The following is a 26,284-nucleotide window of genomic DNA, read 5'->3' as shown; positions in this document are numbered from 1 at the left end:
CCGATCACCAGCCCAGCGACGCCTCGCCGCGCAGGATGGCCTCGGCCTGGGGGGTGTGCTTGCCGCCCTCGCGGTCGTGCAGGATCAGCGGCGGCAGCAGCCGCAGCGGCGCGCGCCCGGTCTTTATGGCGTGCAACAGCACACGCTTGGCCGGCTCGTCCGCGAAGGGATGGATCGGTCGCACGGCGAACGACCCCGCCTTTACGCCCAGCAGAGCCAGCAGATCGGCCAGTCGGTCGGCGCGGTGAACGACCACGATGCGCCCGCCTTCCTTCACCGCCTTCAACAGGAAATCCGTCCAAGCCTTCAGTCCGTCGTCGGCCATCCAGGCGCCCCGCTTGCCTTCGGCCGGGGCGCGCAACGCGGTGGCGTCATCGAAGAAGGGGGGATTGGATATGGCCCAGTCGGCCGGTTCCACGCCCAGGGCCCGAAACCCGGCCGCCACGTCGCCCTGACGAATCACGGCGGATCCAGCTGCGCCGTTCAGCGCCGCATTCTCGGTCGCCAGCGCCGCCATCGCCGGATCGCGCTCCACGCCCGTCAGGGTCACGCCCGGTCGTCGCGCCGCAATCTGCATCAGGACCGCGCCGGCCCCGCAGCCCGCCTCGATCACGCTCTGGCCCCCCTCCGCCGGGACCGCCGCCGCCAGCAAAGCCGCATCCATCCCGGCGCGATAGCCGCGCGCGGGTTGACGCAAGCGCACCCGGCCGTTCAACAGGCCGTTCTCGACGATCGTCGTCGGCAGGGTTTCGACCGGCTCCAAGCCTCAATCTCCTTGACCCCCAAGGGGTCGAACATCATTGTGCGCCGCAACTCGCGGGGGCAAGCCGGCCCGGCCGCAAAAAGCCATTCCCGCGGCCCGCCGCGCCAGTGAAAGAGTATTCGTTTGGACGTCGCCATCGCTGCCGCTCACCGCCCGAAGGGGGACGTCAACGCCCTTGTCCGGCTGGCTGAGGTCGATATGGCTGCCGTGGACGCCCTGATCCTGGATCGGATGCAGTCGGACGTGCCGATCATTCCGAAACTGGCCGAACATCTGGTGTCGGCGGGCGGAAAGCGTCTGCGCCCCCTGATGACCGTCGCCGCGGCGCGCGCCGTGGGCGCGACGGACGACATTGTCGCGCCGCGCAAACTGGCCGCTGCCGTCGAGTTCATCCACACCGCCACCCTGTTGCATGACGACATCGTCGATGCGTCCGAGCTGCGTCGCGGCAAGGTCGCGGCCCACCTGATCTGGGGCGCGCCTACCAGCGTCCTCGTCGGCGACTTCCTGTTCGCTCGCGCCTTCGAACTGATGGTCGAGACGGATTCGATGCGCGCCCTGGGCATTCTGGCCGAGGCTTCGCGCGTGATCTCCGAGGGCGAGGTGCTGCAGCTGACGCGCGCCCACGACCTGAATCTGGACCAGGCCACCTATCTGCAGATCATCTCGGCCAAGACCGCCGAACTGTTTGCCGCCGCCGCCGAGGCGGGCGCGGTGGGTGCCGGCGCCGATCCGGCTGCGATCAAGGCTTTGCGCGACTACGGCATGGCGCTGGGCATCGCCTTCCAACTGGCCGACGACGCCCTGGACTACGGCGCGACGGCCGAGGCCCTGGGCAAGAACGCCGGCGACGATTTCAACGAGGGCAAGGCGACCCTGCCGCTGCTGCTGGCCGTCGCCCGCACGCGCGGCCGCGAGGAAGCCTTCTGGGAGCGCACCGTGACCAAGGGCGAGCGGACGCCCGAAGACTTCACCCGCGCGCGCGAACTGATCATCGGCTCGGGCGCCATCGGCGCGACCCTGGACCTGGCCGGCGACTATGCCGATCAGGCCAAGGCGGCCCTGTCGGTCCTGCCGTCCAGCGACTGGCGCGCCGCGCTGGAAGACCTCGCCGATTTCGCGGTGTCGCGCGCCGCTTGACCGAGCCTGCGGAACCGCTCGACCAACAGGTCCGCACCGCCGACCTCGACCGCTGGCTGTCCAGCCGCCTGGTCGCGGATGACCGCGCCCGCGCTGACCTCATCACGCTCTACGCCTTCGAAGCCGAGCTGATGACCATCCCCACGCGCGTGACCCAGCCGCTGCTGGCCGAGATGCGCTACACCTGGTGGGCGGAACAGATGGACGGCGTCTTCGCCGGCGTGCCGCGCAAGGGCCATCCGGTGCTGGAGGCGCTGACCGATCTTGTAGCGCGCCACGGCCTAGACCGTGCGCCGTTCGACGCCTTAATCGACGCCCACATCGGCCGGGTGCGCGAAGAACCGCACGACCTCGACGCCTTCTACGTCGGCCCGATGCAGGTCGCAACGAGTGTGCTGGCAGGGCAGGGGCATGACGCCGCTGTGGCCGATGCGGCCCGCGTCTGGGGGCTGACGCAAACCGGCCGGCGCCAAGAGGCGGCGTCCCTGAGATCTATCGCGAATGGCGCGCTGAAACGCCTGCCGCCTGCCGGCTTCCCGGCCGTGGCTCACGCCGCCCTGACCGATCCAGACCAACCGGAACCGCTGAAGCGGCTGCGCCTGCTCTGGGCCGTGCTGCGCGGCCGGATCTGACCTAGCCGTTCAGGCCGGCGATCAAGCGGGTCAGCAGGGCGTTCAGCGTTTTCTGATCCTCTCGCGACAGGCTGCTCAAAGCCTCTTTGGCCGTCTCCTGATGGCTGGGCATGATCGTCTCGATCAGGTCGAAACCCTTGTCCGTCAGGCGGACCAGGGTCGCCCGTCGGTCGCTGGGATGCGGGCGCCGCTCGACCCAGCCCGCCTTTTCCAGCCGGTCGATCCGCGCGGTCATGCCGCCGGAAGACATCATCGCCGCCTCGAACAGCGCGGTCGGCGTCAGGCCCTCGCGTTCGCCCGATCGGCGCAGCGTCGCCAGCACGTCGAACTCGCCGTGCTGCAAACCATAGCGCGCGAACAGCGGCGTCTGGCGCTCGCGGATCACCAGTTGCGACGCCTCGTTCAGGCGTCCCAGCACTTCCATCGGCAGCATGTCCAGGTCGGGGCGTTGAACGGCCCATTGGGCGGCGGCGCGAGAAGCTCTATCGGGCATGGTTATCTTGACATCGAGATACTTGAGGTCGAGAGACTAGCGCGATTTTCAGTCGGAGTCCCCACCATGACCGCACGATCTGACGCCACGCCCGCGCGCGGCGCCTCTCTGCTGTTGCTGGCGGCCATCGTCGCCCTGGCGCTGAATCTGCGGCCGGGGATGGCGGCGGTGGGGCCGCTGCTGGATCTGATCGAGGGCACGACAGGCATGGGTTCGACCGCCGCCAGCCTGCTGACCACTCTGCCCGTGCTGATGATCGGTCTGGGCGCCCTGTCGATCCGGCCGCTGCGTCGGCGGTTGGGCGAGCGGCGCGGCATCTTGCTGGGCGCGCTGCTGATCGGCGGGGCCTGCCTGGTGCGGGCGGTGCTGACCGGCGCGACCGGTCTGATCGCCAGCGCCGTGGTCGTCGGGGTCGGTGTCGCCTTGATCCAGGCCTTGGCGCCGGTCGTCATCAAACGGGGCTTTCCGGCGCAGTTCGGCACGGTCATGGCGCTCTACACCACCGGCATCATGGGCGGCGCCGCCGTCGCGGCGGCCACGGCGGCCGGTCTGGCCGAGACGATCGGCTGGGCCGGGACGCTGGCCTTGTGGAGCGCGCCGGCCTTCGTCGCCGCTGTGATCTGGCTGGCGGCGTCACGCGATCCCGCGTCCGAAGAGCCGAACCGCAGCGCGGTTGTCGAGGCGACGGACCCGATGCTGCCCTTCTGGCGTCAGGGGCGGGCGTGGCGACTGATTCTGATCATGGGCCTGGGGACCTCGGCCTATACATTGATGCTGGCCTGGCTGCCGCCCTTCTACATCGACCTGGGCGAGCCGAGGGCCACGGCCGGCTATCTGCTCAGCGGTATGACGGCGGCGGAGGTGACGGCCGGCCTGCTGGTGTCGCTGACCATCGGGCGCTTCCCGGATCGACGCGGACCGATCCTGACGGCGCTTGTGCTCGCCCTGGCGGGTCTGGCCGGTCTCGTGGTCGCGCCCCTCAGCATGGCGGTGCCGATCGTGATCCTCTTGGGTCTCGGTATCGGCGCGATCTTCCCGCTCAGCCTGATCCTGGCGATGGACCAGATCGACGACCCCGCGCGCTCGGGCGATCTGCTCGCCTTCGTGCAGGGCGGCGGCTACATCATCGCGAGCCTGTCGCCGCTCGGCGCCGGCCTGTTGCGCGACCACATGGCCGACTTGACACAGGCCTGGGTGCTGATGGGTGTCGGCGTCATCCTGCTGGGCGCAATGACGCTGGGCTTCCGGCCGGGCCTGCCCAAGCTGAGGTGAAATGATTGTCTTCGATAAGCGGTTGTGAATATTGGAAAGCGCTAGCGATCATCACAAAGGCAATGATTTTGGCGACGGTACGATCTTCTGAAAAGGCATGGCGCGGGCCGGCGGTTATTGTGATCTTCGTGGCGACGCTGTTTGGGATAATCGGCATGTATGTGGCTTCGCTTGCCGTGCTGTTCGCTCTCGATGATGTCGAAACAGCCAGCCAGCGAAACTCGGCCCTCGCCTTCGTGGCCTTTTACGGCTCTTTGTTAGCCTGTCCGCTGATGGCCTCGATAATCTTTGGGTTCAGGCGCTACCGTGTCGCCATGATGATCGCGAGTGCGCCGCTATCGCTGGTGGCCCTGTCAGCGGTGGTCACAATCTTCAGCTAGCGGAAGCCGCGTCGCGCCAGGCCTTCAGGCTTTCCATCGCCCGGAGGCTCATCAGGCGCTTTTTGGCCCGGCCGCGTTCCTTCAGCGGGATCTTGACGCCGGCCTCGTCGACCTTGGGCGCCTCCAGTGGTGGCAGCAGGCCGTAGTTGATGTTCATCGGCTGGAACTTCGATCCCGCCAGATGCCCGCCCGTGATGTGCTCGACCAGGGCGCCGATGGCGGTCTCGGGCGGCGGCGGGGCCAGGTCGCGACCCAAGGCCTGGGCGGCGGCGAGTCGGCCGGTCAGCAGGCCCATGGCCGCGCTCTCGACATAGCCTTCGACGCCCGTCACCTGACCCGCGAAACGCAGGCGCGGCATGGCCTTCAGCCGCAGCTGTTTGTCCAGCAGTTGGGGACTGTTCAGATAAGTGTTGCGGTGCAGACCGCCCAGGCGCGCGAACTGGGCGTTCTGAAGCCCCGGTATCATGCGGAAGATCTCGGCCTGCGCCCCGTGCTTCAGCTTGGTCTGGAAGCCGACCATGTTGAACAGGGTTCCCAGCGCATTGTCCTGACGCAGTTGGACGATGGCGTAGGCCTTGACCAGCGGGTCGCGCGGATTGGTCAGTCCGACCGGCTTCATCGGGCCGTGCCGCAGGGTCTCGCGACCACGTTCGGCCATGACCTCGATGGGCAGGCAGCCGTCGAAATAGGGGACGTGCTCCCAATCCTTGAACTCGGCCTTGGGACCGCTCAGCAGGGCGTCGATGAAGGCCTCGTACTGGGCCTTGTCCATCGGGCAGTTGACGTAGGCGGCGGCGTCGCCGCCCGGACCCTCCTTGTCATAGCGCGACTGACGCCAGGCGATGTCGAAGTCGATCGAGTCGGCGTGAACGATGGGGGCGATGGCGTCGAAGAAGCTCAAGGACTCTTCGCCCGTCGCCTTCAGGATGGCGTCGGCCAGGGCAGGGGAGGTCAGGGGGCCGGTGGCGACGATGACATTGTCCCACTCTTGCGGCGGCAGGCCGGCGATCTCTTCGCGCACGATCGTGACCAAGGGGTGGGCGGTCAGTTTGGCGGTCACCGCCTGGGAGAAGGCATCGCGGTCCACGGCCAGGGCGCCGCCGGCCGGCACCTGGTTGATGTCGCCACAGGACATGATGACCGAATCCAGCGCCCGCATCTCGGCGTGCAACAGGCCGACCGCATTGAACTGCCAGTCGTCCGACCGGAAGGAGTTGGAGCAGACCAACTCGGCCAGGCCATCGGTGTGGTGGGCGTCGGTCTTGACGCCGGGCACGCCGCGCATCTCGTGCAGGATGACGGGCACGCCGGCCTGGGCGATCTGCCAGGCGGCCTCGGAGCCGGCCAGGCCGCCACCGATGACGTGGATGGGAGAAGGAGAGGGGGAAGCGCTCATCGCGGCCTTCTAGCGGGCGGGTGGCGCGGTGTCATGGCCCCCTGCTATATCCGCCGCCGGTCATCGGGGGCGTAGAGTGAGCGAGCATCGGATTTTGCGGCTGGGCGAGACGCTGTCGGCGGCGGCCCGCGCCCTGCCTCGCCTGTGGCGCGGGGCCTGCGGCGCGATCGTGCTGGCGGCCGTGGTCTGGAGCCTCAAGCCGCTGGCGACGGGCCCGGCGGGCCTGATCTGGGCGGCAGGCGCTCTGGCCTCGACGCTGGTGCCGGCGGGCGCGCTGGCGCGGATCGCCATCACCGACGATCTGGCCGGGGCGCGGCGGCTGGGCCTGGGGCCGGTCGGGTTGCAGTTTGGACGACCGGAGGTGCGGCTGCTGGGCGCGGGCCTGCTGTGCGCGATCTTTCTCGCCATGATCCTGTCGGTCGTGGCCCTGGTCCTGTTGGCCGTGTTCGGCATGGCTGAGTTGAACGCCCGGGCCATCGAGATGCGCCAGTGGAGCGCGGTGGGGCCGGCATGGAAGTTGACCCTGCTGGCGGTCGTCACAGCCTTCGCCCTGTTCGCTGTCATCGCCTTCGCGGTGCGCCTGTTCCTGTTCGCGCCGGCGACGATCGGGCGCGGGCAGATGGTGTCGTTGCAGAGCATGAGCATCGCGCGCGGCGGCTTCTGGCCCCTGCTGGTCGGGCTTGTCGTGACGGCGGCGCCGAAGATCGCGCTGGTGTTGCTGTGGGGCGCGGGGCTGCTGTCGGGGACGGCGGGCTGGATCGTATTCGCCGTCGTGCTGACGGGCTTACAGGCCCCGCTGACGATGGCCTTCGTGGGCGCCGCCTATCGCCGGTTAGACGCTTAGGCTCATTGGCGCTGCCCAATCGACCTTCGACCATTAGCACGATCTTCTCAATCATTGTCGCTTGACGGATCTGAGGCGATGCAGGCTAGCTGGCTTGCAACTGGAGATCATCATGCAACTGGCCGCCTTGATGGCAGGGTTCCTCATGCAGGACGCCCAGCCGGCATATCCCGCCACACCTCAACAGTTCGAAGGTCGGCGGTCCGGCTTCGTGCAAGGCACGCTTAATGTCGCCATAGGCGAGCGGGCGACGCTGCGTCGCAACGCGAATGGAACCTACGACCTGATCAAGGTCGACCGCATCGATATTGGCGATGTCCTGCCGCCTGCCGAAGGTTCACGCGGCCCGCTTAATGAGGCGGCGCCTGGAACGATCAGGTTCGGACTGCACGCGCGCCGGGACGTGGGTTCGGTGCTGAAGGTCGAGAACAGTCAGGGCGAGGGCCTGAAGTATTCCGGCTTCATCGTCAGGTATGTGGGCGGGCAGGCGCGGGGGCCTGCCGAAACCTCAGTCTGCACCGTGCCCTCGGGGATGGTCAGCTACGAACGTTGGAACGAGCCCGTCATCCAGGTCGTAATCGGCGGATTGCAGACTTCGTCAGACGCCGTGCCGACGTGCCCTCCCCACGTCGAGGAATCATCGGGCACGTCGCCGTCAGCAGTCAGGCCGTCTTGAGCTCGTCCGAAACCGAATAGGCCGCCTCGGTCTTGGCGGCGACTTCGTTGAGGGTGACGCTGTCGGCCAGTTCGATCAGCTCGAGGCCCGCGCCTTCGGGCTTGACGTCGAAGGTGGCGAGGTCGGTGATGATGCGGCTGACGACTCCGGTGCCGGTCAAGGGCAGGGTGCAGGCTTTCAGCACCTTGGACTGGCCGTGCTTGTTGGCGTGTTCCATGACCACGACGACGCGCTTGACGCCCGCGACCAGGTCCATGGCGCCGCCCATGCCCTTCACCAGCTTGCCGGGGATCATCCAGTTGGCGATGTCGCCGTTCTGGGCCACTTCCATCGCGCCCAGGATCGACAGGTTGATGTGGCCGCCACGGATCATGGCGAAGCTGTCGGCGCTGGAGAAGTAGGACGACTCCGGGATCTCGGTGATCGTCTGCTTGCCGGCGTTGATCAGGTCGGGATCCTCGTCGCCCTCATAGGGGAAGGGCCCCATGCCCAGCATACCGTTCTCGGATTGCAGGGTCACGGTCATGCCGGCGGGGATGTAGTTGGCGACCAGGGTCGGGATGCCGATGCCCAGGTTCACATAGAAGCCGTCCTGCAGTTCCTGGGCGGCGCGTTCGGCGAGTTGTTCGCGGGTGCGGGGCATGATCAGACCTCCGATCCGGCGGCGGCGCCGGCGGCACGTTGACGGACGGTGCGCTGTTCGATGCGCTTTTCGGACACGGTCTGGACCAGGCGGTCGACGTAGACGCCCGGCGTGTGGATGTGGTCGGGATCCAGCGAACCTACGGGGACGATCTCCTCGACCTCGACAACCGTGACCTTGCCGGCCGTGGCCATCATCGGGTTGAAGTTGCGGGCGGTCTTGCGGAACACCAGGTTGCCGCGCTCGTCGGCCTTCCACGCCTTGACGATGGACAGGTCGGCGACCAGGCCGGTCTCCATGACGTAGTCGCGGCCGTTGAAGTTGCGGACTTCCTTGCCTTCGGCGACCAGGGTGCCGACGCCGGTGGCGGTGAAGAAGGCGGGGATGCCCGCGCCGCCGGCGCGGATGCGCTCGGCCAGGGTCCCTTGCGGGTTGAACTCCAGCTCCAACTCGCCGGCCAGATACTGGCGCTCGAACTCCTTGTTCTCACCGACGTAAGAACTGATCATCTTGGCGATCTGGCGGGTGCCGAGCAGTTGTCCCAGGCCGAAGCCGTCGACGCCGGCGTTGTTGGAGATGACCGTCAGGCCCTTGACGCCGCTGTCGCGCAGGGCGGCGATCAGGTTCTCGGGGATGCCGCACAGGCCGAAGCCGCCGGACATGACCGTCATGCCGTCGAAGGTCAGGCCCTCCAGCGCGGACGTGACGTCAGCGTAGATCTTTCCCATCGCTCTCCCTTTTTCACTGCCTGATGAATATCGGCTTTTGACCACGCCTAACGCGGGGGCGGGCGGGGGGCAAGACGCGGCGTCGATCCGACGCGGCGATTTCAGACGGTGAAGGCGAAAAACAGAGTCTAATTCGTCTAATTCGTCTGAACCGACGGCGAAACGGGTTCAAAAAAGAGGGTGCAATTGGTGCACTTTCTACGGAATCGGTCGGCGCGGACGACTGATGTCCGCATCCTTGGGGTTGCGTTCAAGAGGGCGAGGCATCCATCGGGGGCGAGGCGTCGTATTGCAGTCAAGCCTGCAGCAAGACCCGACGATCGAGGACGCCGATGAACCTGACCAATGTCGCCATTCGCCAGCTTCAGGACGCGCCGTTCCCGGACTTCGTGACGCGTCCGGCGATCGACAGCCTGGTGACTGAGGCCAGAAAGCGTCTGGATCGCGACGGGCCGCATGACGAGGCGGCCTTTGCGCGTGAAATGGCCCAGCGCGCCATCGCCGAACATACGGACGCGGCGAACCAGCAGCATTACGAACTGCCGCCCGAGTTTTTCCAGCTGTGCCTGGGCAAGCGGTTGAAATACTCCTGCTGCCTCTATCCCACGGGCCGCGAGACGCTGGATCAGGCGGAAGAGGCGGCGCTGGCGGAGACCTGCGCCCACGCCGATCTGAAGGATGGTCAGACGATTCTGGAGATGGGCTGCGGCTGGGGCTCGCTGTCGCTGTGGATGGCCGAGACCTATCCGAACGCGAAGATCACGGCGGTGTCGAACAGCCATGGCCAGCGCGGCCATATTGAAGCGCAGGCGGCGGCGCGCGGTCTGACCAATCTGACGGTCATCACCCAGGACATGAACGCCTTCGACACCGAGCAGCGGTTCGACCGCATCGTCTCGGTCGAGATGTTCGAGCATATGGCCAACTGGCGCGCCCTGCTGACCAAGGCGAGACGCTGGCTGACGCCGGAGGGGCGCATGTTCATCCATGTCTTCACGCACCGCAACGCGCCCTATCGGTTCGACCATACCGACAGCGGCGACTTCATCGCCCAGCACTTCTTCACCGGCGGGGTCATGCCCAGCCACGGTTTGATCCGGCAGTTTCCCGACCTGTTCGCGGTCGAGCAGGAATGGACCTGGAACGGGGGGCACTATGCGAAGACCGCCAACGATTGGCTGGCGAACATGGACCGGAACGCCGCGCGGATCGCGGTGTTGATGCGTGAGACCTATGGCGACGACGCCAAACTTTGGACCCGTCGCTGGCGGCGGTTCTATCTGGCGACGGCCGGTCTGTTCAGAAACGACGAGGGCCGCACCTGGGCGGTCAGCCACTATCGACTGAAGCCGGCTTAAGGGAGACGAGGATGATCAAATATGTCGCGGCCTATCTCGGGGCCGGCCTGACCTTTGCAGCCATCGATTTCGTCTGGCTGACCACCATGACGAACCGGCTGTACAAGCCCGTCATTGGGCCGATCATGGCCGACAAGCCGGACATGAAGGCGGCGGTCGCCTTCTATCTCATCTCCATCGCCGGGACCGTGTTCCTGGCGATCGCGCCGGCCCTGAAGGAAGGGAACTGGACGCGCGCGGCGATCAACGGGGCGGTGCTGGGCTTCGTCGCCTACGCCACCTACGACCTGACCAATCAGGCGACGTTGGCTGTGTGGCAGACCAGGCTGACGATCATCGACCTGATCTGGGGCACGACCCTGACGATGCTGTCGGCGACCGGCGGCTATTTCGCTGCGCGTTGGGCCGAGGGCCGTTTCGGCTAAGCCGCCCGACCGCCCCGCGCTTGCGATTGCGACCTTGCGTGTCTAAAGCTCGCGCCAGGGTTGATCGCGGGAGCGACAGTTGGGGAATGGCAAGCACCGATTGATGTCGGCGCGGGGCGCGGCCGATGCGGGCTGGGTCTACGGCGCGCACGTCGCCCGCTATGTGTCGCCGCTGCTGCTCTATCCGGTTCTGACGCGACGACTGGGGCTGGAAGGGTTCGGGGTGTTCGCCTCGGCCATCGCCTTGGCCTTGGTCGTGTCGGTGGTCGTGGATTACGGGCAATCGCTGTCGGGGCCGCGTGACATCGCCGGAGCGGTCGAAGGGCGCGGCGTCCTGATCGGTCAGGCCCTGGCGATGCGCGGCGTGCTGATCCTGCCCGCCGCTGCGGTCGGCGTCGGTTTAGCGGCCTTCAATCCGGTTCTGGAAGGCGCGAGCGGCGTCGTGGCCATGGCGGTCGTGCTGGGCATCGGGCAGGGGGCCAGCCTGCTGTGGTTCTTTCAGGGCATTCGCGATCCCGGGTTGGCAGCGATGCTGGAGGTTGGCTTCGCCCTGGCCGCGACGGGCGTCGTTCTGGCGATGCCCGGCCTGAGCGTCGGCGGCGTGCTGGCCGTCCAGGCGGGCGGCGTCTGGGCCGGATGGGTCGCGACCGGCGTCCTGTTGCTGCGACGGCAGACGGTTCAGGCGCCGGAGCGGGGCTTTGTGAGGCGCGCCCTGATCCAGGGCGGTCCGCTGTTCGCCAGTCGGGCGGTCATCGTCGCCTATACGGGGGCCGGCGTTCTGGTCGTCGCGGCGCTGGCCGGGCCGACGCAGGCGGCGCTGTACGGGGCGGCGGACCGGTTGGTCGCGGCGTCCGGATCGCTGATGCGGCCGCTGGCGGGTCTGATTGCGCCCCGGATCGCCGGACTGCTGGGACAGGATCCGGCGGCGGCGTTTCGCACGGCGCGGTGGACGCTGGTCGCCTCGACGGGCGCGTTCTTGCTGCTGGCGGCGGCGCTGACGCTGACGGCGCCGCTGCTGATCCGTCTGTTGTTCGGGCCGGGGTTTGCGGGCGCCGTCGAGGTGCTGGGACTTCTGGCCTGGGTGCTGCCGCTGGTGGCCGTCAGCCAGGTGTTGGGGCTGCATCTGATGAATCCGCTGCGGATGGATGGACGGTTCGCGCTGATCGTGGCGCTGGGTTGTGTCGCGACGTCGGGGTCGTCGGTGATGTTGGCGCCCGGTCTTGGCGCGGCCGGCATGGCGGGCGCGCGGATCGTCGGCGAGGCGGCGGTGGTCGTGGCCTGTCTGATCGGGTTGAGGGCGCATTGGAGCGCGCTGTTCCAGACCGGCGGGAGGCGCGATGTCCCGGCGATATGACTGGCTGATCGTCGGTGCCGGTTTCACCGGGGCGGTGGTCGCCGAACGGCTGGCGCGCGGGCTGGACCAGAGCGTGCTGGTGATCGATCGGCGTGACCACGTCGGCGGCAATGCGCACGACCGGCGCGATGCGGGCGGGCGGCTGATCCATCCCTATGGTCCGCACGTGTTCCACACCAACAGCGCGCGCATCTTCGCCTATCTGAGCCAGTTTACGGCATGGCGGCCATACGCCCATCGGGTCCAGGGGCAGGTGGACGGACGACGGGTTCCGCTGCCGTTCAATCTGGATTCGATCGAAACGCTGTTTCCCGCCGCGATAGCCGAGCGGATGACGCAGGCCTTGGTCCAGCGGTTCGGTTTCGGGGCGCGGCCCAGCATCCATGACCTGCGACAGGCGGGGGACGATCCGGATCTGAGGCGGCTGGGGGACTATGTCTTCGACAAGGTGTTCGCTGGATACACCGCCAAACAGTGGGACCTGCCGGTCGAGGCGCTGGACGCCTCGGTCACCGCGCGGGTGCCGATCGCGGTCAGCCGGGACGATCGCTATTTCATCGACCGCTATCAGGCCATGCCGCGCGACGGCTATGGCGCGCTGTTTGAGCGGATGCTGGATCATCCGAACATCACAGTGTCGCTGAATACGCCGATGGATCAGGTGGGGGCGGGGTCGTGGGACCGGATGGTCTATTGCGGCGCGCTGGACGACTATTTCGGCCGGTCGGTCGGGGCCTTGCCCTATCGTAGCGTGCGGTTCGACCATCAGGTCGTGGATGTCGAGGATGGCCTGCCGGTCGGGACGGTCAACTATCCCAACGACTTCGACTTCACGCGCATCACCGATTTCCGCCACCTGACCGGCGAGCATGGGCCGACGACGGCGACGGTGACCGAATATCCGATGGTCTATGAGGCGGGCGTGAACGACCCCTATTATCCGATCCTGACGGAGGCGTCGCGCGCGTTGGCAGGGGAATATCGCGCGATGGCGGCGACGCTGGCGGGCAAGGTCTGGTTCGCCGGGCGGCTGGCCGATTTTCAGTATTACAACATGGACCAGGCGGTCGGGCGGGCGCTGAGTCTGGTCGAAAAGTCGTTGGCGCCGGCCATCGCCCGGATAGCGGCATGAGCACATCGGTTTGGGCGGTGGTGGTTACGTGGAATCGGCGCGCCCTGCTGGAGCAATGTCTGGCGCATCTGATAGCCCAGACGCGGCATTGCGATGGGGTGGTGGTGGTCGACAACGCCAGCGACGACGGCACCGCCGAGATGCTGGCTGATGCCTGGGCGGGGCAGGCGATGGTGGTGCGGATGCCGGTGAACACCGGCGGGGCGGGCGGCTTCAACGCCGGAATCCGCGCGGCGATCGAGGCGGGGGCCGACCGGGTCTGGCTGATGGACGACGACGTATTGGCGGCGCCGGATGCGCTGGAGGCCTTGCTGGCGGCGGAAGCGGGGCTGGCGGACGAGGGCGTCGTTCCGGCCTTCCTGTGTTCCAGCGTCAGGTCGCCAGAGGGGCATCTGACCAATACGCCCGAGATCGACCGGAGGGAGAATGCGCTGGGCTATCCGGCTTGGGGCGAGCGGCTGGAGCAGGGGATGGCGCCGGTGCGGCAGGCGACGTTCGTGTCGGTCCTGGTCAGCCGGGCGGCGGTGATGCGGCACGGCCTGCCGCTGGCGCCCATGTTCATCTGGGGCGACGATACGGAATATACGCTGCGGCTGTCGCGCGAGGGGCCAGGCTATCTGGTCGCGGCCAGCCGGGTCGAGCATGTGCGCGCGGCGCCGGGACGGCTGACCATCGAGACAGAGCCCGATGCGCGGCGCGAACGGCTGCATCGCTATCTGACCCGCAACGTCATCCTGGCCAAGCGGCGGCACGAGGGGCGGCGCTCGGCGCTGCGCTATGCCGCCTCGCGGCTGAGGCTGGCAGGTCGGCTGGCGCTGGGCGGACGCTGGCGAAAGGCCGGGGTGCTGGTCGCCGGCGTGATGGACGGGGCGCGGTTCGATCCCGAGGTCGAGCATTGCAGGCCGTCCTGAGCGCATCGCTGCAGTGGTCACAGGTGCGCGCGACCTATGTGCGGGTGGCTTTGGGCTTGCTGGGCCTGGGCGTGACCTTGCCGCTGTTTCTGACGCCGGGGCAGGTCAGCGGGCCGCGGCTGGGCGATCTGGCGCTGATCGTCGCCTTGCCGCTGGTATGTACGACGTGGCGAGGCATGGCGCCGGTTCTGAGGGCGGCGGGCGTGGTCGCGGCGGGCTTTTTGGCGATGACGCTGCTGGTTCAGGTCGCGCAGGGCGGCGATCGGCTGAACGTTGGGGATGCGGCCTTCTGGTTTCGGTGGATCGCCTCGGCCTTGGCGGCGCCGGCTGTGGCGAGCCTGATGCTAAGGGATGAAGGACGGCGGCGGCTGTTCCTCTGGGCCGTGCTGGCGGGCGCGGCGTGTCATCTCGCGACCTACGGGCTGGCGATGCTGGTGGGGTTGGAGCCTTTGCAGGCCGTGGGGCTGGCGTCGGCGCGCGCGATGGTGACCACGACGGCCGCTCAGGTGCGACTGACGACCCTGGCCGAGCATCCGAATGCGGCGATGGCGATGATCGGACTGGCGGTCCCGGCCGGCGTGATGCTGGCGGGACGGCGCTGGGCGCGGCGCGGCGCGACCTGGGGCGGCGTCGGCGTGGCGGTTCTGGGGTTCGTCAGCACTCTGTCGCGGGGCGGCATGATGGCGGCGATGCTGGCGGGGCTGGCGAGGATGGTCGTCGGCTGGCGCTGGCGCGAGCAGGTTCGGCCGCTGGGGGTGGTGCTGACGGTCTGTGTGCTGGCGGCGGGCGCGATGGCTTTGCAGGCGGGGCGGTTCGACCTCGACGGCGGCCGGTTTGCGGGACGGTTCGACAGGATGGCGCTGCAGGACAATCTGGCCGGACGGATGCTGACCTGGCGGCGGACCGTCGATCTGGTCGTGGAGCGCCCCATGGGGACGGGGTGGTCGTCGGCGGACGAGATGGGGGCGTTTCGGGCGCTGTCGGTCAGCCACAACGGCTATCTGTTCACGGCGCGGACGGCCGGCTTGGTGAGCGCGCTGGTGCTGCTGGGGCTGCATCTGACGTCGGCGGCGCGGCTGGACGCGCTGACGCCGCTGTCGGTCTATGTGCTGGCGGCGATGTTCGGCGAGGATCTGACGCAGGGGGCGGGAATGGTTTTCCTGTGCTGTCTGGTGGGCGCCCTGGCGTGGCGAAGGCCGCTGGCGCCGTGAGGGTAATGATCGTCAACACCCTGTATCCGCCGGCGCAGGTCGGCGGGGCGGAACGCAGCGTGGCGCAGTTGGCCCAAGGTCTGAGGCGGGCGGGCGTGGAAGCGTCCGTGCTGACGCTGACGCCGGGACGCGAGACGGTGAACGAACGGATCGACGGCGTACCCGTGCAGCGCCTGCCGCTGCGAAATCTGTACTGGCCCTATGACTGCGCGCGACGGTCGGCGGTCCGACGGGCGGTCCGACGGGCGGTCTGGCATGGGCTGGAGGCGGCCAATCCGCTGATGGAGCAGGCGGTGGATCGGGCGGTGGCGCGGGTGCGGCCGGATCTGATCCATCTGCATCTGGGGACGGGGTTTTCGCTGTCGGTCTTTCGCGCGGCGGCGCGGCGGGATCTGCCGCTGGTGCAGACGCTGAGGGACTGGTCGATGCTGTGCGCGCGAGCGTCGCTGTTTCGACGCGGACGGCGATGCGAGCGGAGGTGTGGGTCGTGCGTGTTGCTGACCGCAGGTAAGCGGGCGCGGTCCCTAGAAGTGGATCATGTCATCGGCCTGAGCGGGCCTGTGCTGGAGACCCATCGGGCGGAAGGGTGTTTTCGGCGGACGCCGGGGTCCGTGATCGGCAATGCGGCGGGTGCGGCGGCGATCGCGCCGAAACCATCGCTGGTTAAGGCGCCGACGATGCGGTTCGGGTTTCTGGGGCGGATCGAGCCGGAAAAGGGGATCGAGGTTCTGCTGGCGGCGACCAGAGGGTTGGGGGGCGACTGGACGCTGAATATCGCCGGGCGGGGCGAGGCGGATTATGTGCAGGCGTTGAGGCGGGCGTATGAGGATCCGCGCATCGTCTGGCTGGGGCATGTGGAGGTGGCGGCGTTCTGGCTCAAGGTGGATGTGCTGGTCGCGCCGGCGGTGTGGGCCGAGCCTTTCGGACGCAGCGTAGTGGAGGCGGTCCAGCAGGGACGGGGCGTGATCGCCTCGCGCATCGGCGGCTTGCCGGAAGCGGCGCAGGGGTCGGGCATGTCGGCCCTGATCGAGCCGGGGGATGCAGGCGCGCTGACGGCGGCGATGCAGGCGGCTGTGGGCCAGCCGGAACGCTGGCGTTTCGCGGCGATCGGTGCGCCGGCCTGGACCGAGGCGTCAATCGTCGAGGCGCACAGGGCCGTCTATCGTCAGGTGCTGAGCAGAAGGTCTTCGATGATTTCGGCCGAGCGGGACCAGGCGTAACGATCGGCGCGGCGAAGGCCGGCGTCGCGACGGGCGACATCCGGTCGGCTGAACAACTCCGACATATGGGCGGCCAGGGCTGCGTCGTCGGCAGGATCGAAATAGAGGGCGGCGTCGGCGCAGACCTCGCGCGTGGCGGGGATGTCGGAGGCGATGACCGGACGGCCGAGGGTCATCGCCTCCAGCGGCGGAATGCCGAACCCTTCATAGAGGCTGGGAAAGACAAGCGCCTGCGCGCCGCCGAGCAGGGCGGCGATCTCTGCGTCCGAGCGACGGCCGGCGAAGATCAGGCGCGGGTCGGCCGGAAAGGCGGAACGGTCGAAAACGGCGGGGCGGTCGCCGATGAGGACCAGCCGGACGGCAGGGTCCGCAAGACGGGAAAGGGCGCGGATGACGACGGGGAGGTTCTTGTTCGGCGTCAGATTACCCAGGGCCACGAAGTAGGGGCGGGTCGTCAGATCGAGGCGTGCAACGACGGCAGGGTCTGGCGTGACGATGCGAAGATGGTCGGCGCTGTTCGGGGCGACAGCGATGCTGTCGCACGACAGGTTCAGGACCGAGGCCAGCTCGCGCCGGGAAAACGCAGAGACGGTCGCCAGCCGCGCCCGTTGCGCCAGGATCCTGTTCAGGGTGCGGTGAAAGGCGGCGTAGCCGGTTCGGAAATGCTCGGGATGACGAAAGACGGCGGCGTCGTGGATGACGGCGATGTGCCGCCGGTGCAGCACCGGGCCCGAACCGCCTAACGACAGCAGGCGGCCGTGGCGCGCGGTCCAGGCCAGGGCGGTCTGTTCCCAAAGATGGCCGCCAGTGCGCCCGATCGTGCGGGTCGGGATGTTGAGCAGGTTCAGGTTCTCGGCGCCGGGGGGCGTCAGCAGGACGTAACGGTCGCCGGCGCCGGGACGCTGATCGAGGGCGCGGACGATCTGACGCGCATAGCGCTGAACCCCGCTCATCGGCTGGGTCAGGAATCGGCCGTTGATGAAGATGGGCTCAGCCACCCAGGCGTCCGCGGGCGAAGGCGTCGCGGTAGATTTGGACGGTCTGGTCGGCCATGCGTGAGGCGGACAGCAGGCCCGACGCAATCGGCAGGGGAACGACGCGGCTGACCAGCGCGGCGCGCATCGCCTCGGCCAGATGATCGGGCGAGGCATCGACGGGCAGACGGTCGATGCGCGCGGCGGCGTGGATCAGACGCCCGATCCCGCCGACGTCGGTGCAGACGATCGGCAGGCCCAAGGCGGCCGCCTCGATCATGGCGTAGGAATCGGCCTCGTAACGGCTGGTCATGGCGAACAGATCGAAGCCCGCCATCAACGGCCCGGCGTCGCGTGCGCCCAGCAGACGAAGGGCGTCGCCGCCAGCGGTCCTGACCGACGGGGCCAGATCGCCATCGCCGATCATGACGCCGGTGATGCGCGGATCGATGGCGTTCGCTCGGCGGACGGCCTGGGCGAACCGAACGGGGTCTTTCTGAGCGCAAAGCCGGCCGACGAAGCCGACGACCAGAGTGTTGTCGGGGACGCCGAGGGCCTGGCGGGCTTCGAAACGATTGTTGGTGGGCGGCGCGGACAGGCCGTTGAGGACGACGTGCAAGCGGTGTCCGCCAAGCCTCCAGCGACGGGCGACGGCGGCCTCTTCCTCGGAGACAGCGATGATCGCGTCGCCGAAACGGGCCAACAGCGCCTCGGCCGCGCCGGCGATGATCGTCGTCAGACTGGCCGGGCCCATCATCGGCAGGGCGTGAGGGGTGTAGATCCTGGCGGCGCCGGGCGCGTGGGCGAGGCGGACCAGGGCGCCGGCCTTGGCGCTGTGGCCGTGAACGATCTCGAACGGGCCGAGGCGGGCGATCAGGCGGTCCAAGGTGTGGAGGGCGGCGACGTCCCACGGTCCGACGCTGCGTCGCATCGACAGTCGTTCATTGGCGTGGAGGGGAAGGGCGGCGACCGCGGCCTCGAACCAAGGCTCTGCGCGGTGCGGCGACCAGATCAGGGACACCTGATGGCCGCTTCCGATCAGGGCGCGGGCCAGATCGACCACATGACGCCCCGAGCCGCCGCCGGACGGCTCGATGACCAGAAGAATGCGCATGTCGTCCCCCGACGATGGCTCAGCGTTGCAACTGAAAGCCATCATCGAGAAACGTCAAGATTGCGTGCTTAGTTGACCGTCGCCTTGACGATCTTGCCGGGGCTGCGCGGCGGCTCGCCCTTGGGCAGGGCGTCGACGTGTTCCATGCCCGACTCGACCTGGCCCCAGACGGTGTACTGGCGGTCCAGGAAGGTGGCGTCGTCGAAGACGATGAAGAACTGCGAGTTGGCGCTGTTGGGGTCCGAGGTGCGGGCCATCGAGCAGACGCCGCGCACGTGCGGCTCGGCCGAGAATTCGGCCTTCAGGTTCGGCTTCTTGGAGCCCGAGGTGCCGGTGCCGGTCGGATCGCCGCCCTGGGCCATGAAGCCCGGGATCACGCGGTGGAAGACCACGCCGTCGTAGAAGCCTTCCTTGGCCAGTTCGGTGATGCGTTCGACGTGGCCGGGGGCCAGGTCGGGGCGCAGCTTGATGACCACGTCGCGGGCTTCGCCGTCGCCGGTGTCCAGGGTGAAGGTCAGGGTGTCGGCCATGTCGGTCGTCCTCTTTGGGTTGATTTGAGGCGGGACATAGCCCGCAACGCCGGTCGGGGCTATGTGGGAACGATGAGCGAAGACGAAAAGCCCCAAGAGCGCCGCCGGATGGTGAAACCGCCCACCGGCGGGACCGCCGCCGGACGCGGCATGGGCACCAAGATTAAGACGGCCGACACCAAGTCGATGTCGAGCCAGCAATGGATCAAACGCCAGCTGTCGGACAAATGGTCCGAAAAGGCGCGGGCCGAGGGCTGGCGCTCGCGCGCGGCCTTCAAGCTGATCGAGATCGACGACAAGTTCCGGCTGATCAAGCGCGGGTCAAAGGTCATCGACCTGGGCGCGGCGCCGGGCGGCTGGGTCCAGGTGGCCCTGAACCGGGGTGCGGGCGCGGTGGCGGGGGTGGACCTGCTGATGATCGCGCCGATCCCAGGCGCGACCCTGCTTCAGGCCGACTTCACCCATCCGGGCGTAGACCAGCAGCTGATCGACGCCATCGGCGGGGCGCCGGACCTGGTGCTGTCGGACATGGCGCACAATACGGTCGGGCATCGGCAGACGGACCATTTGAAGATCATCGCCCTGATCGAGATCGCCGCCGACTTCGCCATTCGCACGCTGCGGCCCGGCGGAAACTTCGTCTCGAAGAACTTCCAGGGCGGGGACGCCGGCGGGGTTCTGGCGCGGCTGCGCGAAGAATTCGAGACGGTGAAATACGTCAAGCCGGCGTCGAGCCGTAAGGACAGCGCCGAGGTGTTTCTGGTCGCGCTGAACAAGCGCTGACGCGTCAGGCGGCGGCTGCGCTTGCGCGGGCCCTACGGTCCTCCATGCGAGACCAGATGCGGTCGTGCAGGGTGAAGAAGAGCGTCTGCACCAGAGGCTCGACCATGCCGATGGTCAGCGCCGTGCGGATGTCGTTGGTCAGGGCGTAGGCGACGGCGACCGCCACGGCGAAGTGCATGACGCCATAGGTAACGGTCTTCAGCGCGATCTGTTTGAACGACCGGGGCAGGGCGTGGCTGTGGCCGCGATGGGCATCGTGCGAGCGGCGCTGTTCCTCGGGCGACATGATGTCGAGGCGGGCGGTGAAGGCCTCGGTCGCCTCCTCGATATTGGAGGCCATGCGACGCCGTTCGACCTTGTGCCAGACGCGGTCGTGGACGGTGTAGGCGATGGTCTGAAAGATCGGCTCGACCATGCCGACGGCCAGGGCGATGCGCCAGTCGCGGGTGATGGCGAAGGCGACCAGAATGGCGACGATCAGGTGCATGACGCCATAGCTGGCGATCTTAAGAGCCAGTTTGCGCGCGGTGCTGAGGATGACGCCGACCATGCGGAGAGAATGGTGAGCGGCCCTGCGGGTTGCAAAGCAATAAAATCTATCGGGCCTATAACCGCAATCGGCCTTGCCCCCGACCCCCGCATCCCGTTATACGCGGCCCGCAAAACGGAGACTCCCTATGGAGATACGCGAAGGACTGACCTTCGACGATGTTTTGCTGGAACCCGGCGCATCCGAGTTCATGCCGGCGATGGTCGATGTCTCGACCCAGCTGACGCGCGACATCAAACTGAACATCCCGCTGCTGTCGTCCGCCATGGACACGGTGACGGAAAGCCGCCTGGCCATCGCAATGGCCCAGTCCGGCGGTCTGGGCGTTCTACACCGCAACATGACCATCGAGGAGCAGGCCGACGAGGTCCGCGCCGTCAAACGCTATGAGAGCGGGATGGTGGTCAATCCGGTGACGGTCGGCCCCCAGACGACTCTGGGCGAAGTGCGCGAGATCGTGGCGCGCAAGAAGATCACCGGCTTCCCCGTCGTGGACCCGGCGACGGGCAGGCTGGTCGGCATGCTGACCCACCGCGACATGCGCTTCGAGAGCGACCTGAACGTCACCGCCGCCGCGCTGATGACCACTGGCGACCTGATCACGGTGCGCGAAGGCGCCAGCCGCGACGAGGCGCGCGAGTTGCTGAAGACCCGCAAGATTGAACGCGTCATCGTGGTGGACGAGGATTATCGGGCCGTCGGCCTGATCACCATGAAGGACATCGAGAAGGCCCAGGCCTTCCCCAACGCCGCCAAGGACGAGCAGGGCCGCCTGCTGGTCGGCGCAGCCTCCACCGTCGGCGACGCCGGGTACGAGCGCGCGATGGCGCTGGCCGAAGCGGGTTGCGACGTGGTGGTGATCGACACCGCCCACGGTCACTCGGCCTCGGTCGCCCAAGTGGTTGAGCGGATCAAGCGCGAGAACAACCGGCTGCAGATCATCGCCGGCAATGTCGCCACTTATGATGCGACGCGGGCTCTGATCGACGCAGGCGCGGATGCGGTGAAGGTGGGCATCGGTCCCGGCTCCATCTGCACTACCCGCATCGTCGCCGGCGTGGGCGTGCCGCAGTTGACGGCGGTGATGGACTCCGCGCGGGCGGCCAAGGGCACGGGCGCCTCGGTCATCGCGGACGGGGGCATCAAATATTCGGGCGACCTGGCGAAGGCCATCGCGGCGGGCGCCAACGTGGCCATGATGGGCTCGATGTTCGCCGGCACCAACGAAAGCCCCGGCGAGGTCTTCCTGTACCAGGGCCGCAGCTACAAGTCGTATCGCGGCATGGGCTCGGTCGGGGCCATGGCGCGCGGCTCGGCGGACCGGTATTTCCAGAAGGAAGTTTCGTCCGAGAAGCTGGTGCCCGAGGGCATCGAGGGTCAGACGCCCTACAAGGGGCCGATCAGCCCGGTCCTGCACCAGATGGTCGGCGGCCTTCGCGCCTCCATGGGCTATGTCGGCGCCGGCACCATTCCGGAGTTTCAGGAACGCGCCCGTTTCGTGCGCATCACCGGCGCGGGTCTGCGGGAAAGCCACGTCCACGACGTGATGATCACGCGTGAAGCGCCCAACTATCGGCAGGGGTAGGCGACCATGACGACCGAACTCACCTATCTGGCCCTGACGCTGATCCTGGCCCTGGTTCAGATCTTCCTGCCCGCCGGGGCGCGGACGGCCGAGTTCGGGTCGAAATGGAATGCGGGTCCGCGCGACGAGACGCCGGAGGCGAAGAATCCGCTGACCGGCCGTCTCGAACGCGCCGAGGCCAATCTGTACGAGACTTTGCCGCTATTCATCGGCGCGGTGCTGATCGCCCATGTCATCGGCGCGTCCAGCGCGCTTACGGTGTGGGGCGCGGCGCTCTATTTCTGGGGGCGGGTGGTCTATGTGCCGCTTTACGCCTTCGGCGTTCCCTATGTCCGGTCGCTGGTCTGGGTGGTCTCGCTTGCGGGACTGGTCATGGTCCTGGCGTCCCTGTTCTTCGTTTGAAAGCCTGAATTGACCCCAGCCGCTCGCCTCGCCGCCGCCGCCTCTGTCCTGGACTCCATCGCCCAGGGCCGCCAACCGGCCGAGGCCGTCATGAAGGCCTGGGGCACGGCCAACCGCTACGCCGGATCCAAGGACCGGCGCGCCATCGCCGACCGGGTCTATAAGGTGCTGCGCGCGCGTGGCCGCCTGTCATGGATCATGGGCGGGCGTGAAGACGGTCGAGCCCTGGTGATCGGTTCGCTGCACGCCATCGACGGCCTGTCGCTGGAAGAGATTGAGGCCCTGCATTCGGGCGACGGCTATGGCCCGCGTCCGCTGTCCAAACAGGAGCGCAGCCGCATCACGGCGGGGCAGGGCGAACTGCCGGGCTGGGTCGCCGCCGGCCTGCCCGAGTTCGTGGTCGAGGATTTCAAGGCGACCTTCGGCGACCGCTGGGCCGAGGAAGCCCACGCCTTGATGGCGCCGCGCGCGCCCATCGACCTGCGCGTCAATGATGAGGCCGCCACGGTCGATGAGGTCGAGGCCGAGCTGAAGGCCGCCGGTCTGGACGTTTCGCGCACGCCCTGGTCGGCCGTCGGTCTGCGCGTGCCGTCGGAGCCTCCGCCCAACATCCAGGCGCTGGACGGCTTCAAGGCCGGCCGGTTCGAAATCCAGGACGAAGGCAGCCAGGTCGTCTGCTGGCTGGCTGGGGCGCAGCCCGGCATGACGGTGGTGGATTACTGCGCCGGCGGCGGCGGCAAGACGCTGGGTCTGGCCCAGGCAATGAAAAAGCAGGGCAAGCTGGTCGCCTCCGACGTCGTCAACAAGCGGCTGGAGAACATCCGTCCTCGCCTGCAGCGCGCGGGCGTCGAGGCGGATCTGGTCCTGATCGGTCAGAATGGCGGCGGTCTGGAAGACCTGAACGGCCAGGCGGATCTGGTCTTCGTCGATGCGCCCTGTTCGGGCTCTGGCACCTGGCGTCGTCGGCCCGAGGACGCCTGGCGTCTGACGGCCGAGGAGGTCGAAAAACTGCACGGCCTGCAGGTGCGTATTCTCAGCCAGGCGACAAAGCTGGTGAAGCCAGGCGGCCGTCTGGTCTATGTCACCTGTTCGATGCTGGCGCGCGAGAACGAGGTCAGCGTGGATGCTTTCGAGGCTTCACATCCTGAGTTCCGCCCGGTCGCCGTCACCGATGTCCTGTCGGCGCCGCAACTGAGCGAGGCGGCGCAGGCGAAGTTCGCCGAGCTCGCGTCCGGGGCGCGCCTGCGCCTGTCGCCGGCCTCGGCCGACACCGACGGATTCTTCGCCGCCGTCTACGAGCGTACGGCATGAAGCTGGCGCGGCATGGCGGGGTCTCGCTGCTCTACGTCATGGCCGCGCCCGCCGAATACGGGCCGCATCTCCAGGCCCGGATCGCGCCGTTGATGACCGGCGTCGGTCCGGTCGAGGCCGCCGTGAGCCTGGGCGTCGCCCTGGCGCGGCTGGAGGCGGCGGGCGATCTGCCGGATCTGATCGTATCGCTAGGCTCGTGCGGATCGCGAGTGCTGGATCATGCGGCGGTCTATCAGGCCTCGTCCGTCGCCTATCGCGACATGGACGCCAGCCCGCTCGGTTTTCCGAAGGGTGTGACCCCCTTGCTGGACCAGCCCGCCGTCCTGCCTTTGCCGTGCCCGATCCCCGGCGTGCCGACGGCGACCCTGTCTACGGGTGCGAACGTCGTGTCCGGCGCCGCCTATGACGGCATCGACGCCGAGATGGTGGACATGGAGACCTGGGCCCTGGTCCGCGCCGCCCAGACTTTCGGTGTGCCCCTGATCGCCCTGCGCGGCGTGTCGGACGGCCGCGCCGAGTTGAAGGCGTTGGAGGATTGGACCTCGACTCTGCATCATGTGGACGAGAACCTGGCCGTCGCCCTGGATCGCCTGATCGCCGTGCTGGAGGCCGACGGCCCCGCCGCTCTCAAGCGTCCCGCCCTTGAAATATCGGCCTTGCCCGGCCAAGACCCCGCCCATCCTCCTGCCCCGGATTCGATCACGCCATGACCACGCCGCAAGACCACCAAAAGGTCCTCATCGTCGACTTCGGCAGCCAGGTGACGCAGCTGATCGCGCGGCGCCTGCGCGAGGCCAGCGTCTATTGCGAGATCCATCCGTTCCAGAAGGCCGAGACCGCTCTGACGGCCATGAACCCGGCGGCCATCATCCTGTCGGGCGGTCCCGAGAGCGTGCATGAAGAGGGCAGTCCCCGCGCGCCGCAGGGCGTGTTCGAGGCCGGCGTGCCGGTTCTGGGCATCTGCTACGGCGAGATGACGATGTGCGAGCAGCTGGGCGGCAAGGTCGAGGGCGGCCACACCCGCGAGTTCGGCCGCGCCGAGATCACGGTTCAGAAGGCCTCGCCCCTGCTGGCCGACCTGGCCCCCGTCGGCGAGAACGAAGAGGTGTGGATGAGCCACGGCGACAAGATCGTCGCCATTCCGCAAGGCTTCGACGTGGTCGCCTCGTCCGAAGGGTCGCCCTATGCGGTGATCGCCGATGAGGCCCGCCGTTTTTACGGCGTGCAGTTCCACCCCGAGGTGATGCACACCCCGCGCGGCCACCAGATGCTGAAGAACTTCACCCACGGCATCGCGGGCTTGAAGGGCGACTGGACCATGGCCGCCTATCGCGACGAGAAGATCGCCCAGATTCGCGAACAGGTCGGCGACGCCAAGGTGATCTGCGGCCTGTCCGGCGGTGTCGACAGCTCGGTCGCCGCCGTCCTGATCCATGAGGCCATCGGGGATCAGCTGACCTGCGTCTTCGTCGACACCGGATTGCTTCGCAAGGACGAGGCGACCCAGGTCACGACCCTGTTCCGAGAACACTACAACATCCCGCTGGTGCATGTTGATGCGTCGAAGGAATTTCTGGGCGAACTGGCCGGGATTTCCGATCCCGAAACCAAGCGCAAGACCATCGGCCGGCTGTTCATCGAGGTGTTCGATCGCGAGTCCGCCAAGATCGAGGGCGCCGAATTCCTGGCCCAGGGCACCCTCTATCCGGACGTGATCGAGAGCGTCTCCTCGTCCAGCGGCAAGGCCCATGTCATCAAGAGCCACCACAACGTCGGCGGCCTTCCCGACTATATGAAGCTGAAACTGGTCGAGCCTCTGCGCGAGCTGTTCAAGGACGAGGTTCGCGCCCTGGGTCGCGAACTGGGGCTCAGCGACGCCTTCGTCGGCCGCCATCCGTTCCCCGGACCGGGCCTGGCCATCCGCATCCCCGGCGAGATCACGCCCGAGGCAGTCGAGACCCTGCAACAGGCCGACGCCATCTATCTGGATGAAATCCGCAAGGCCGGCCTGTATGACGACATCTGGCAGGCCTTCGCCGTGCTGCTGCCGGTCAAGACCGTCGGCGTCATGGGCGACGCCCGCACCTATGAAAAGGTTCTGGCCCTGCGCGCCGTCTCCTCCACCGACGGCATGACCGCCGACTTCTACCAGTTCCCGTGGGACGTCCTCTCCAAGACCGCCACCCGCATCATCAACGAGGTCCGCGGCGTCAACCGCGTGGTCTATGACGTGACGTCCAAGCCGCCCGGGACGATCGAGTGGGAATAATTCGGGGCCTTCTGAAACTTTCCAGAACGCTTTCGATTTCCTCGCTAAAATACTGACTTACAAGAAAAATGCTGTCGCAGTCTCTCGATACCTTTCGAGGGGCTGCGAACCGCTGTGTCGGTCCCTCCGACGGTCCCCGCCGCCATTGCCTGGCGGGAATCCGCTCCATACCGTCAGGGGGCTGAAGG

General features: G+C 67.7%; 28 protein-coding genes. 19 read left to right on the top strand and 9 right to left on the bottom strand.

The genetic code is table 11. The features are described 5' to 3' along the window. Nucleotides 1-4: 4 nt before the first annotated feature. Entirely contained in the window at nucleotides 5-763 is a 759-nt protein-coding gene (locus tag KAK88_RS12530) for a tRNA1(Val) (adenine(37)-N6)-methyltransferase (protein WP_242076853.1), read from the bottom strand. A 198-nt stretch (nucleotides 764-961) separates the two neighbouring features. Between KAK88_RS12530 and KAK88_RS12525 the strand changes: the two genes are divergently transcribed. Both KAK88_RS12525 and KAK88_RS12520 read left to right on the top strand, forming a co-directional pair. After that, nucleotides 962-1,903: a polyprenyl synthetase family protein gene (locus KAK88_RS12525; RefSeq protein ID WP_055753370.1), complete on the top strand. Its 942-nt coding sequence runs from the start codon at nucleotides 962-964 to the stop codon at nucleotides 1,901-1,903. Continuing rightward, complete coding sequence (locus KAK88_RS12520) at nucleotides 1,900-2,535, top strand: squalene/phytoene synthase family protein (RefSeq protein WP_242076852.1); 636 nt, start codon at nucleotides 1,900-1,902, stop codon at nucleotides 2,533-2,535. The genes KAK88_RS12525 and KAK88_RS12520 overlap by 4 nt, the downstream gene beginning before the upstream one ends. 1 nt (nucleotide 2,536) lies before the next feature. Here KAK88_RS12520 and KAK88_RS12515 read toward each other — a convergent pair whose 3' ends face one another. Then, nucleotides 2,537-3,028, bottom strand: coding sequence for a MarR family winged helix-turn-helix transcriptional regulator (locus KAK88_RS12515; protein WP_242076851.1), 492 nt, complete (start codon nucleotides 3,026-3,028; stop codon nucleotides 2,537-2,539). A 66-nt stretch (nucleotides 3,029-3,094) separates the two neighbouring features. On the opposite strand from KAK88_RS12515, the gene KAK88_RS12510 reads away from it, so the two are divergent. Next, nucleotides 3,095-4,300 (top strand): MFS transporter, encoded by a 1,206-nt coding sequence (locus tag KAK88_RS12510; RefSeq protein ID WP_242076850.1) that lies wholly within the window; start codon nucleotides 3,095-3,097, stop codon nucleotides 4,298-4,300. Between the two features lie 5 nt (nucleotides 4,301-4,305). Then, entirely contained in the window at nucleotides 4,306-4,680 is a 375-nt protein-coding gene (locus KAK88_RS12505) for a hypothetical protein (RefSeq protein WP_242076849.1), read from the top strand. Here the strand turns inward: KAK88_RS12505 and trmFO are convergent. Further along, a complete protein-coding gene (gene trmFO / locus KAK88_RS12500) occupies nucleotides 4,673-6,076 on the bottom strand; it encodes a methylenetetrahydrofolate--tRNA-(uracil(54)-C(5))-methyltransferase (FADH(2)-oxidizing) TrmFO (protein WP_242076848.1) in 1,404 nt (467 codons plus the stop codon). The two genes, KAK88_RS12505 and trmFO, sit on opposite strands and share 8 nt — an antisense overlap. A gap of 76 nt (nucleotides 6,077-6,152) precedes the next feature. On the opposite strand from trmFO, the gene KAK88_RS12495 reads away from it, so the two are divergent. Then, nucleotides 6,153-6,920 (top strand): hypothetical protein, encoded by a 768-nt coding sequence (locus KAK88_RS12495; RefSeq protein ID WP_242076847.1) that lies wholly within the window; start codon nucleotides 6,153-6,155, stop codon nucleotides 6,918-6,920. A 112-nt stretch (nucleotides 6,921-7,032) separates the two neighbouring features. Continuing rightward, nucleotides 7,033-7,596 (top strand): hypothetical protein, encoded by a 564-nt coding sequence (locus tag KAK88_RS12490; protein WP_242076846.1) that lies wholly within the window; start codon nucleotides 7,033-7,035, stop codon nucleotides 7,594-7,596. Here the strand turns inward: KAK88_RS12490 and KAK88_RS12485 are convergent. After that, a complete protein-coding gene (locus tag KAK88_RS12485) occupies nucleotides 7,583-8,239 on the bottom strand; it encodes a 3-oxoacid CoA-transferase subunit B (RefSeq protein ID WP_242076845.1) in 657 nt (218 codons plus the stop codon). The two genes, KAK88_RS12490 and KAK88_RS12485, sit on opposite strands and share 14 nt — an antisense overlap. A gap of 2 nt (nucleotides 8,240-8,241) precedes the next feature. After that, complete coding sequence (locus tag KAK88_RS12480; protein ID WP_017504088.1) at nucleotides 8,242-8,967, bottom strand: CoA transferase subunit A; 726 nt, start codon at nucleotides 8,965-8,967, stop codon at nucleotides 8,242-8,244. A gap of 332 nt (nucleotides 8,968-9,299) precedes the next feature. On the opposite strand from KAK88_RS12480, the gene KAK88_RS12475 reads away from it, so the two are divergent. From KAK88_RS12475 to KAK88_RS12445, 7 genes are all read left to right on the top strand, one after another. Beyond that, on the top strand, nucleotides 9,300-10,325 hold the full coding sequence (locus tag KAK88_RS12475) for an SAM-dependent methyltransferase (RefSeq protein ID WP_242076844.1): 1,026 nt from the start codon (nucleotides 9,300-9,302) through the stop codon (nucleotides 10,323-10,325). A gap of 11 nt (nucleotides 10,326-10,336) precedes the next feature. Beyond that, nucleotides 10,337-10,750 (top strand): DUF2177 family protein, encoded by a 414-nt coding sequence (locus tag KAK88_RS12470; RefSeq protein WP_242076843.1) that lies wholly within the window; start codon nucleotides 10,337-10,339, stop codon nucleotides 10,748-10,750. A gap of 103 nt (nucleotides 10,751-10,853) precedes the next feature. Continuing rightward, the gene (locus KAK88_RS12465) at nucleotides 10,854-12,104 is read left to right on the top strand and encodes an oligosaccharide flippase family protein (RefSeq protein WP_242076842.1); all 1,251 of its coding nucleotides are present in this window, start codon (nucleotides 10,854-10,856) and stop codon (nucleotides 12,102-12,104) included. Then, the gene (gene glf / locus KAK88_RS12460) at nucleotides 12,088-13,236 is read left to right on the top strand and encodes a UDP-galactopyranose mutase (RefSeq protein ID WP_242076841.1); all 1,149 of its coding nucleotides are present in this window, start codon (nucleotides 12,088-12,090) and stop codon (nucleotides 13,234-13,236) included. The genes KAK88_RS12465 and glf overlap by 17 nt, the downstream gene beginning before the upstream one ends. Next, nucleotides 13,233-14,147, top strand: coding sequence for a glycosyltransferase (locus KAK88_RS12455; RefSeq protein WP_242076840.1), 915 nt, complete (start codon nucleotides 13,233-13,235; stop codon nucleotides 14,145-14,147). Before glf ends, KAK88_RS12455 begins: the two co-directional genes overlap by 4 nt. Next, nucleotides 14,132-15,358 (top strand): O-antigen ligase family protein, encoded by a 1,227-nt coding sequence (locus KAK88_RS12450; protein WP_242076839.1) that lies wholly within the window; start codon nucleotides 14,132-14,134, stop codon nucleotides 15,356-15,358. The genes KAK88_RS12455 and KAK88_RS12450 overlap by 16 nt, the downstream gene beginning before the upstream one ends. Then, nucleotides 15,334-16,578 (top strand): glycosyltransferase, encoded by a 1,245-nt coding sequence (locus KAK88_RS12445; protein WP_242076838.1) that lies wholly within the window; start codon nucleotides 15,334-15,336, stop codon nucleotides 16,576-16,578. The genes KAK88_RS12450 and KAK88_RS12445 overlap by 25 nt, the downstream gene beginning before the upstream one ends. On the opposite strand, the gene KAK88_RS12440 is transcribed toward KAK88_RS12445, so the two are convergent. From KAK88_RS12440 to KAK88_RS12430, 3 genes are all read right to left on the bottom strand, one after another. Continuing rightward, nucleotides 16,524-17,576 (bottom strand): glycosyltransferase family 4 protein, encoded by a 1,053-nt coding sequence (locus KAK88_RS12440; RefSeq protein WP_242076837.1) that lies wholly within the window; start codon nucleotides 17,574-17,576, stop codon nucleotides 16,524-16,526. The two genes, KAK88_RS12445 and KAK88_RS12440, sit on opposite strands and share 55 nt — an antisense overlap. Then, nucleotides 17,569-18,666 carry a glycosyltransferase gene (locus KAK88_RS12435; protein ID WP_242076836.1) on the bottom strand — a complete coding sequence of 366 codons (1,098 nt, stop codon included), beginning with the start codon at nucleotides 18,664-18,666 and terminating at the stop codon, nucleotides 17,569-17,571. Before KAK88_RS12435 ends, KAK88_RS12440 begins: the two co-directional genes overlap by 8 nt. Before the next feature lie 68 nt (nucleotides 18,667-18,734). Then, complete coding sequence (locus KAK88_RS12430; protein ID WP_017504078.1) at nucleotides 18,735-19,196, bottom strand: peptidylprolyl isomerase; 462 nt, start codon at nucleotides 19,194-19,196, stop codon at nucleotides 18,735-18,737. A gap of 72 nt (nucleotides 19,197-19,268) precedes the next feature. Between KAK88_RS12430 and KAK88_RS12425 the strand changes: the two genes are divergently transcribed. Beyond that, nucleotides 19,269-19,979, top strand: a complete 711-nt coding sequence (locus KAK88_RS12425) for an RlmE family RNA methyltransferase (RefSeq protein ID WP_242076835.1) — start codon at nucleotides 19,269-19,271, stop codon at nucleotides 19,977-19,979. A gap of 4 nt (nucleotides 19,980-19,983) precedes the next feature. Here the strand turns inward: KAK88_RS12425 and KAK88_RS12420 are convergent, their stop codons facing one another. After that, nucleotides 19,984-20,529 (bottom strand): DUF2061 domain-containing protein, encoded by a 546-nt coding sequence (locus KAK88_RS12420; protein WP_242076834.1) that lies wholly within the window; start codon nucleotides 20,527-20,529, stop codon nucleotides 19,984-19,986. A gap of 127 nt (nucleotides 20,530-20,656) precedes the next feature. On the opposite strand from KAK88_RS12420, the gene guaB reads away from it, so the two are divergent. The 5 genes from guaB to guaA are packed head-to-tail and all read left to right on the top strand — an operon-like array spanning nucleotide 20,657 to nucleotide 26,096. Continuing rightward, entirely contained in the window at nucleotides 20,657-22,114 is a 1,458-nt protein-coding gene (gene guaB, locus KAK88_RS12415) for an IMP dehydrogenase (RefSeq protein WP_242076833.1), read from the top strand. Nucleotides 22,115-22,120: 6 nt separating this feature from the next. Continuing rightward, nucleotides 22,121-22,516, top strand: a complete 396-nt coding sequence (locus tag KAK88_RS12410; RefSeq protein ID WP_242076832.1) for an MAPEG family protein — start codon at nucleotides 22,121-22,123, stop codon at nucleotides 22,514-22,516. A gap of 9 nt (nucleotides 22,517-22,525) precedes the next feature. After that, a complete protein-coding gene (locus KAK88_RS12405; RefSeq protein WP_242076831.1) occupies nucleotides 22,526-23,827 on the top strand; it encodes an RsmB/NOP family class I SAM-dependent RNA methyltransferase in 1,302 nt (433 codons plus the stop codon). Beyond that, on the top strand, nucleotides 23,824-24,537 hold the full coding sequence (locus KAK88_RS12400) for a 5'-methylthioadenosine/S-adenosylhomocysteine nucleosidase (RefSeq protein WP_242076830.1): 714 nt from the start codon (nucleotides 23,824-23,826) through the stop codon (nucleotides 24,535-24,537). Before KAK88_RS12405 ends, KAK88_RS12400 begins: the two co-directional genes overlap by 4 nt. After that, nucleotides 24,534-26,096 (top strand): glutamine-hydrolyzing GMP synthase, encoded by a 1,563-nt coding sequence (gene guaA / locus KAK88_RS12395; RefSeq protein ID WP_242076829.1) that lies wholly within the window; start codon nucleotides 24,534-24,536, stop codon nucleotides 26,094-26,096. The genes KAK88_RS12400 and guaA overlap by 4 nt, the downstream gene beginning before the upstream one ends. The last annotated feature ends 188 nt before the right edge of the window (nucleotides 26,097-26,284 follow it).

Source organism: Brevundimonas diminuta, from assembly GCF_022654015.1.
GTDB classification, from domain to species: domain Bacteria; phylum Pseudomonadota; class Alphaproteobacteria; order Caulobacterales; family Caulobacteraceae; genus Brevundimonas; species Brevundimonas diminuta_C.
This window is presented reverse-complemented; position numbering and strand designations above follow the sequence as displayed.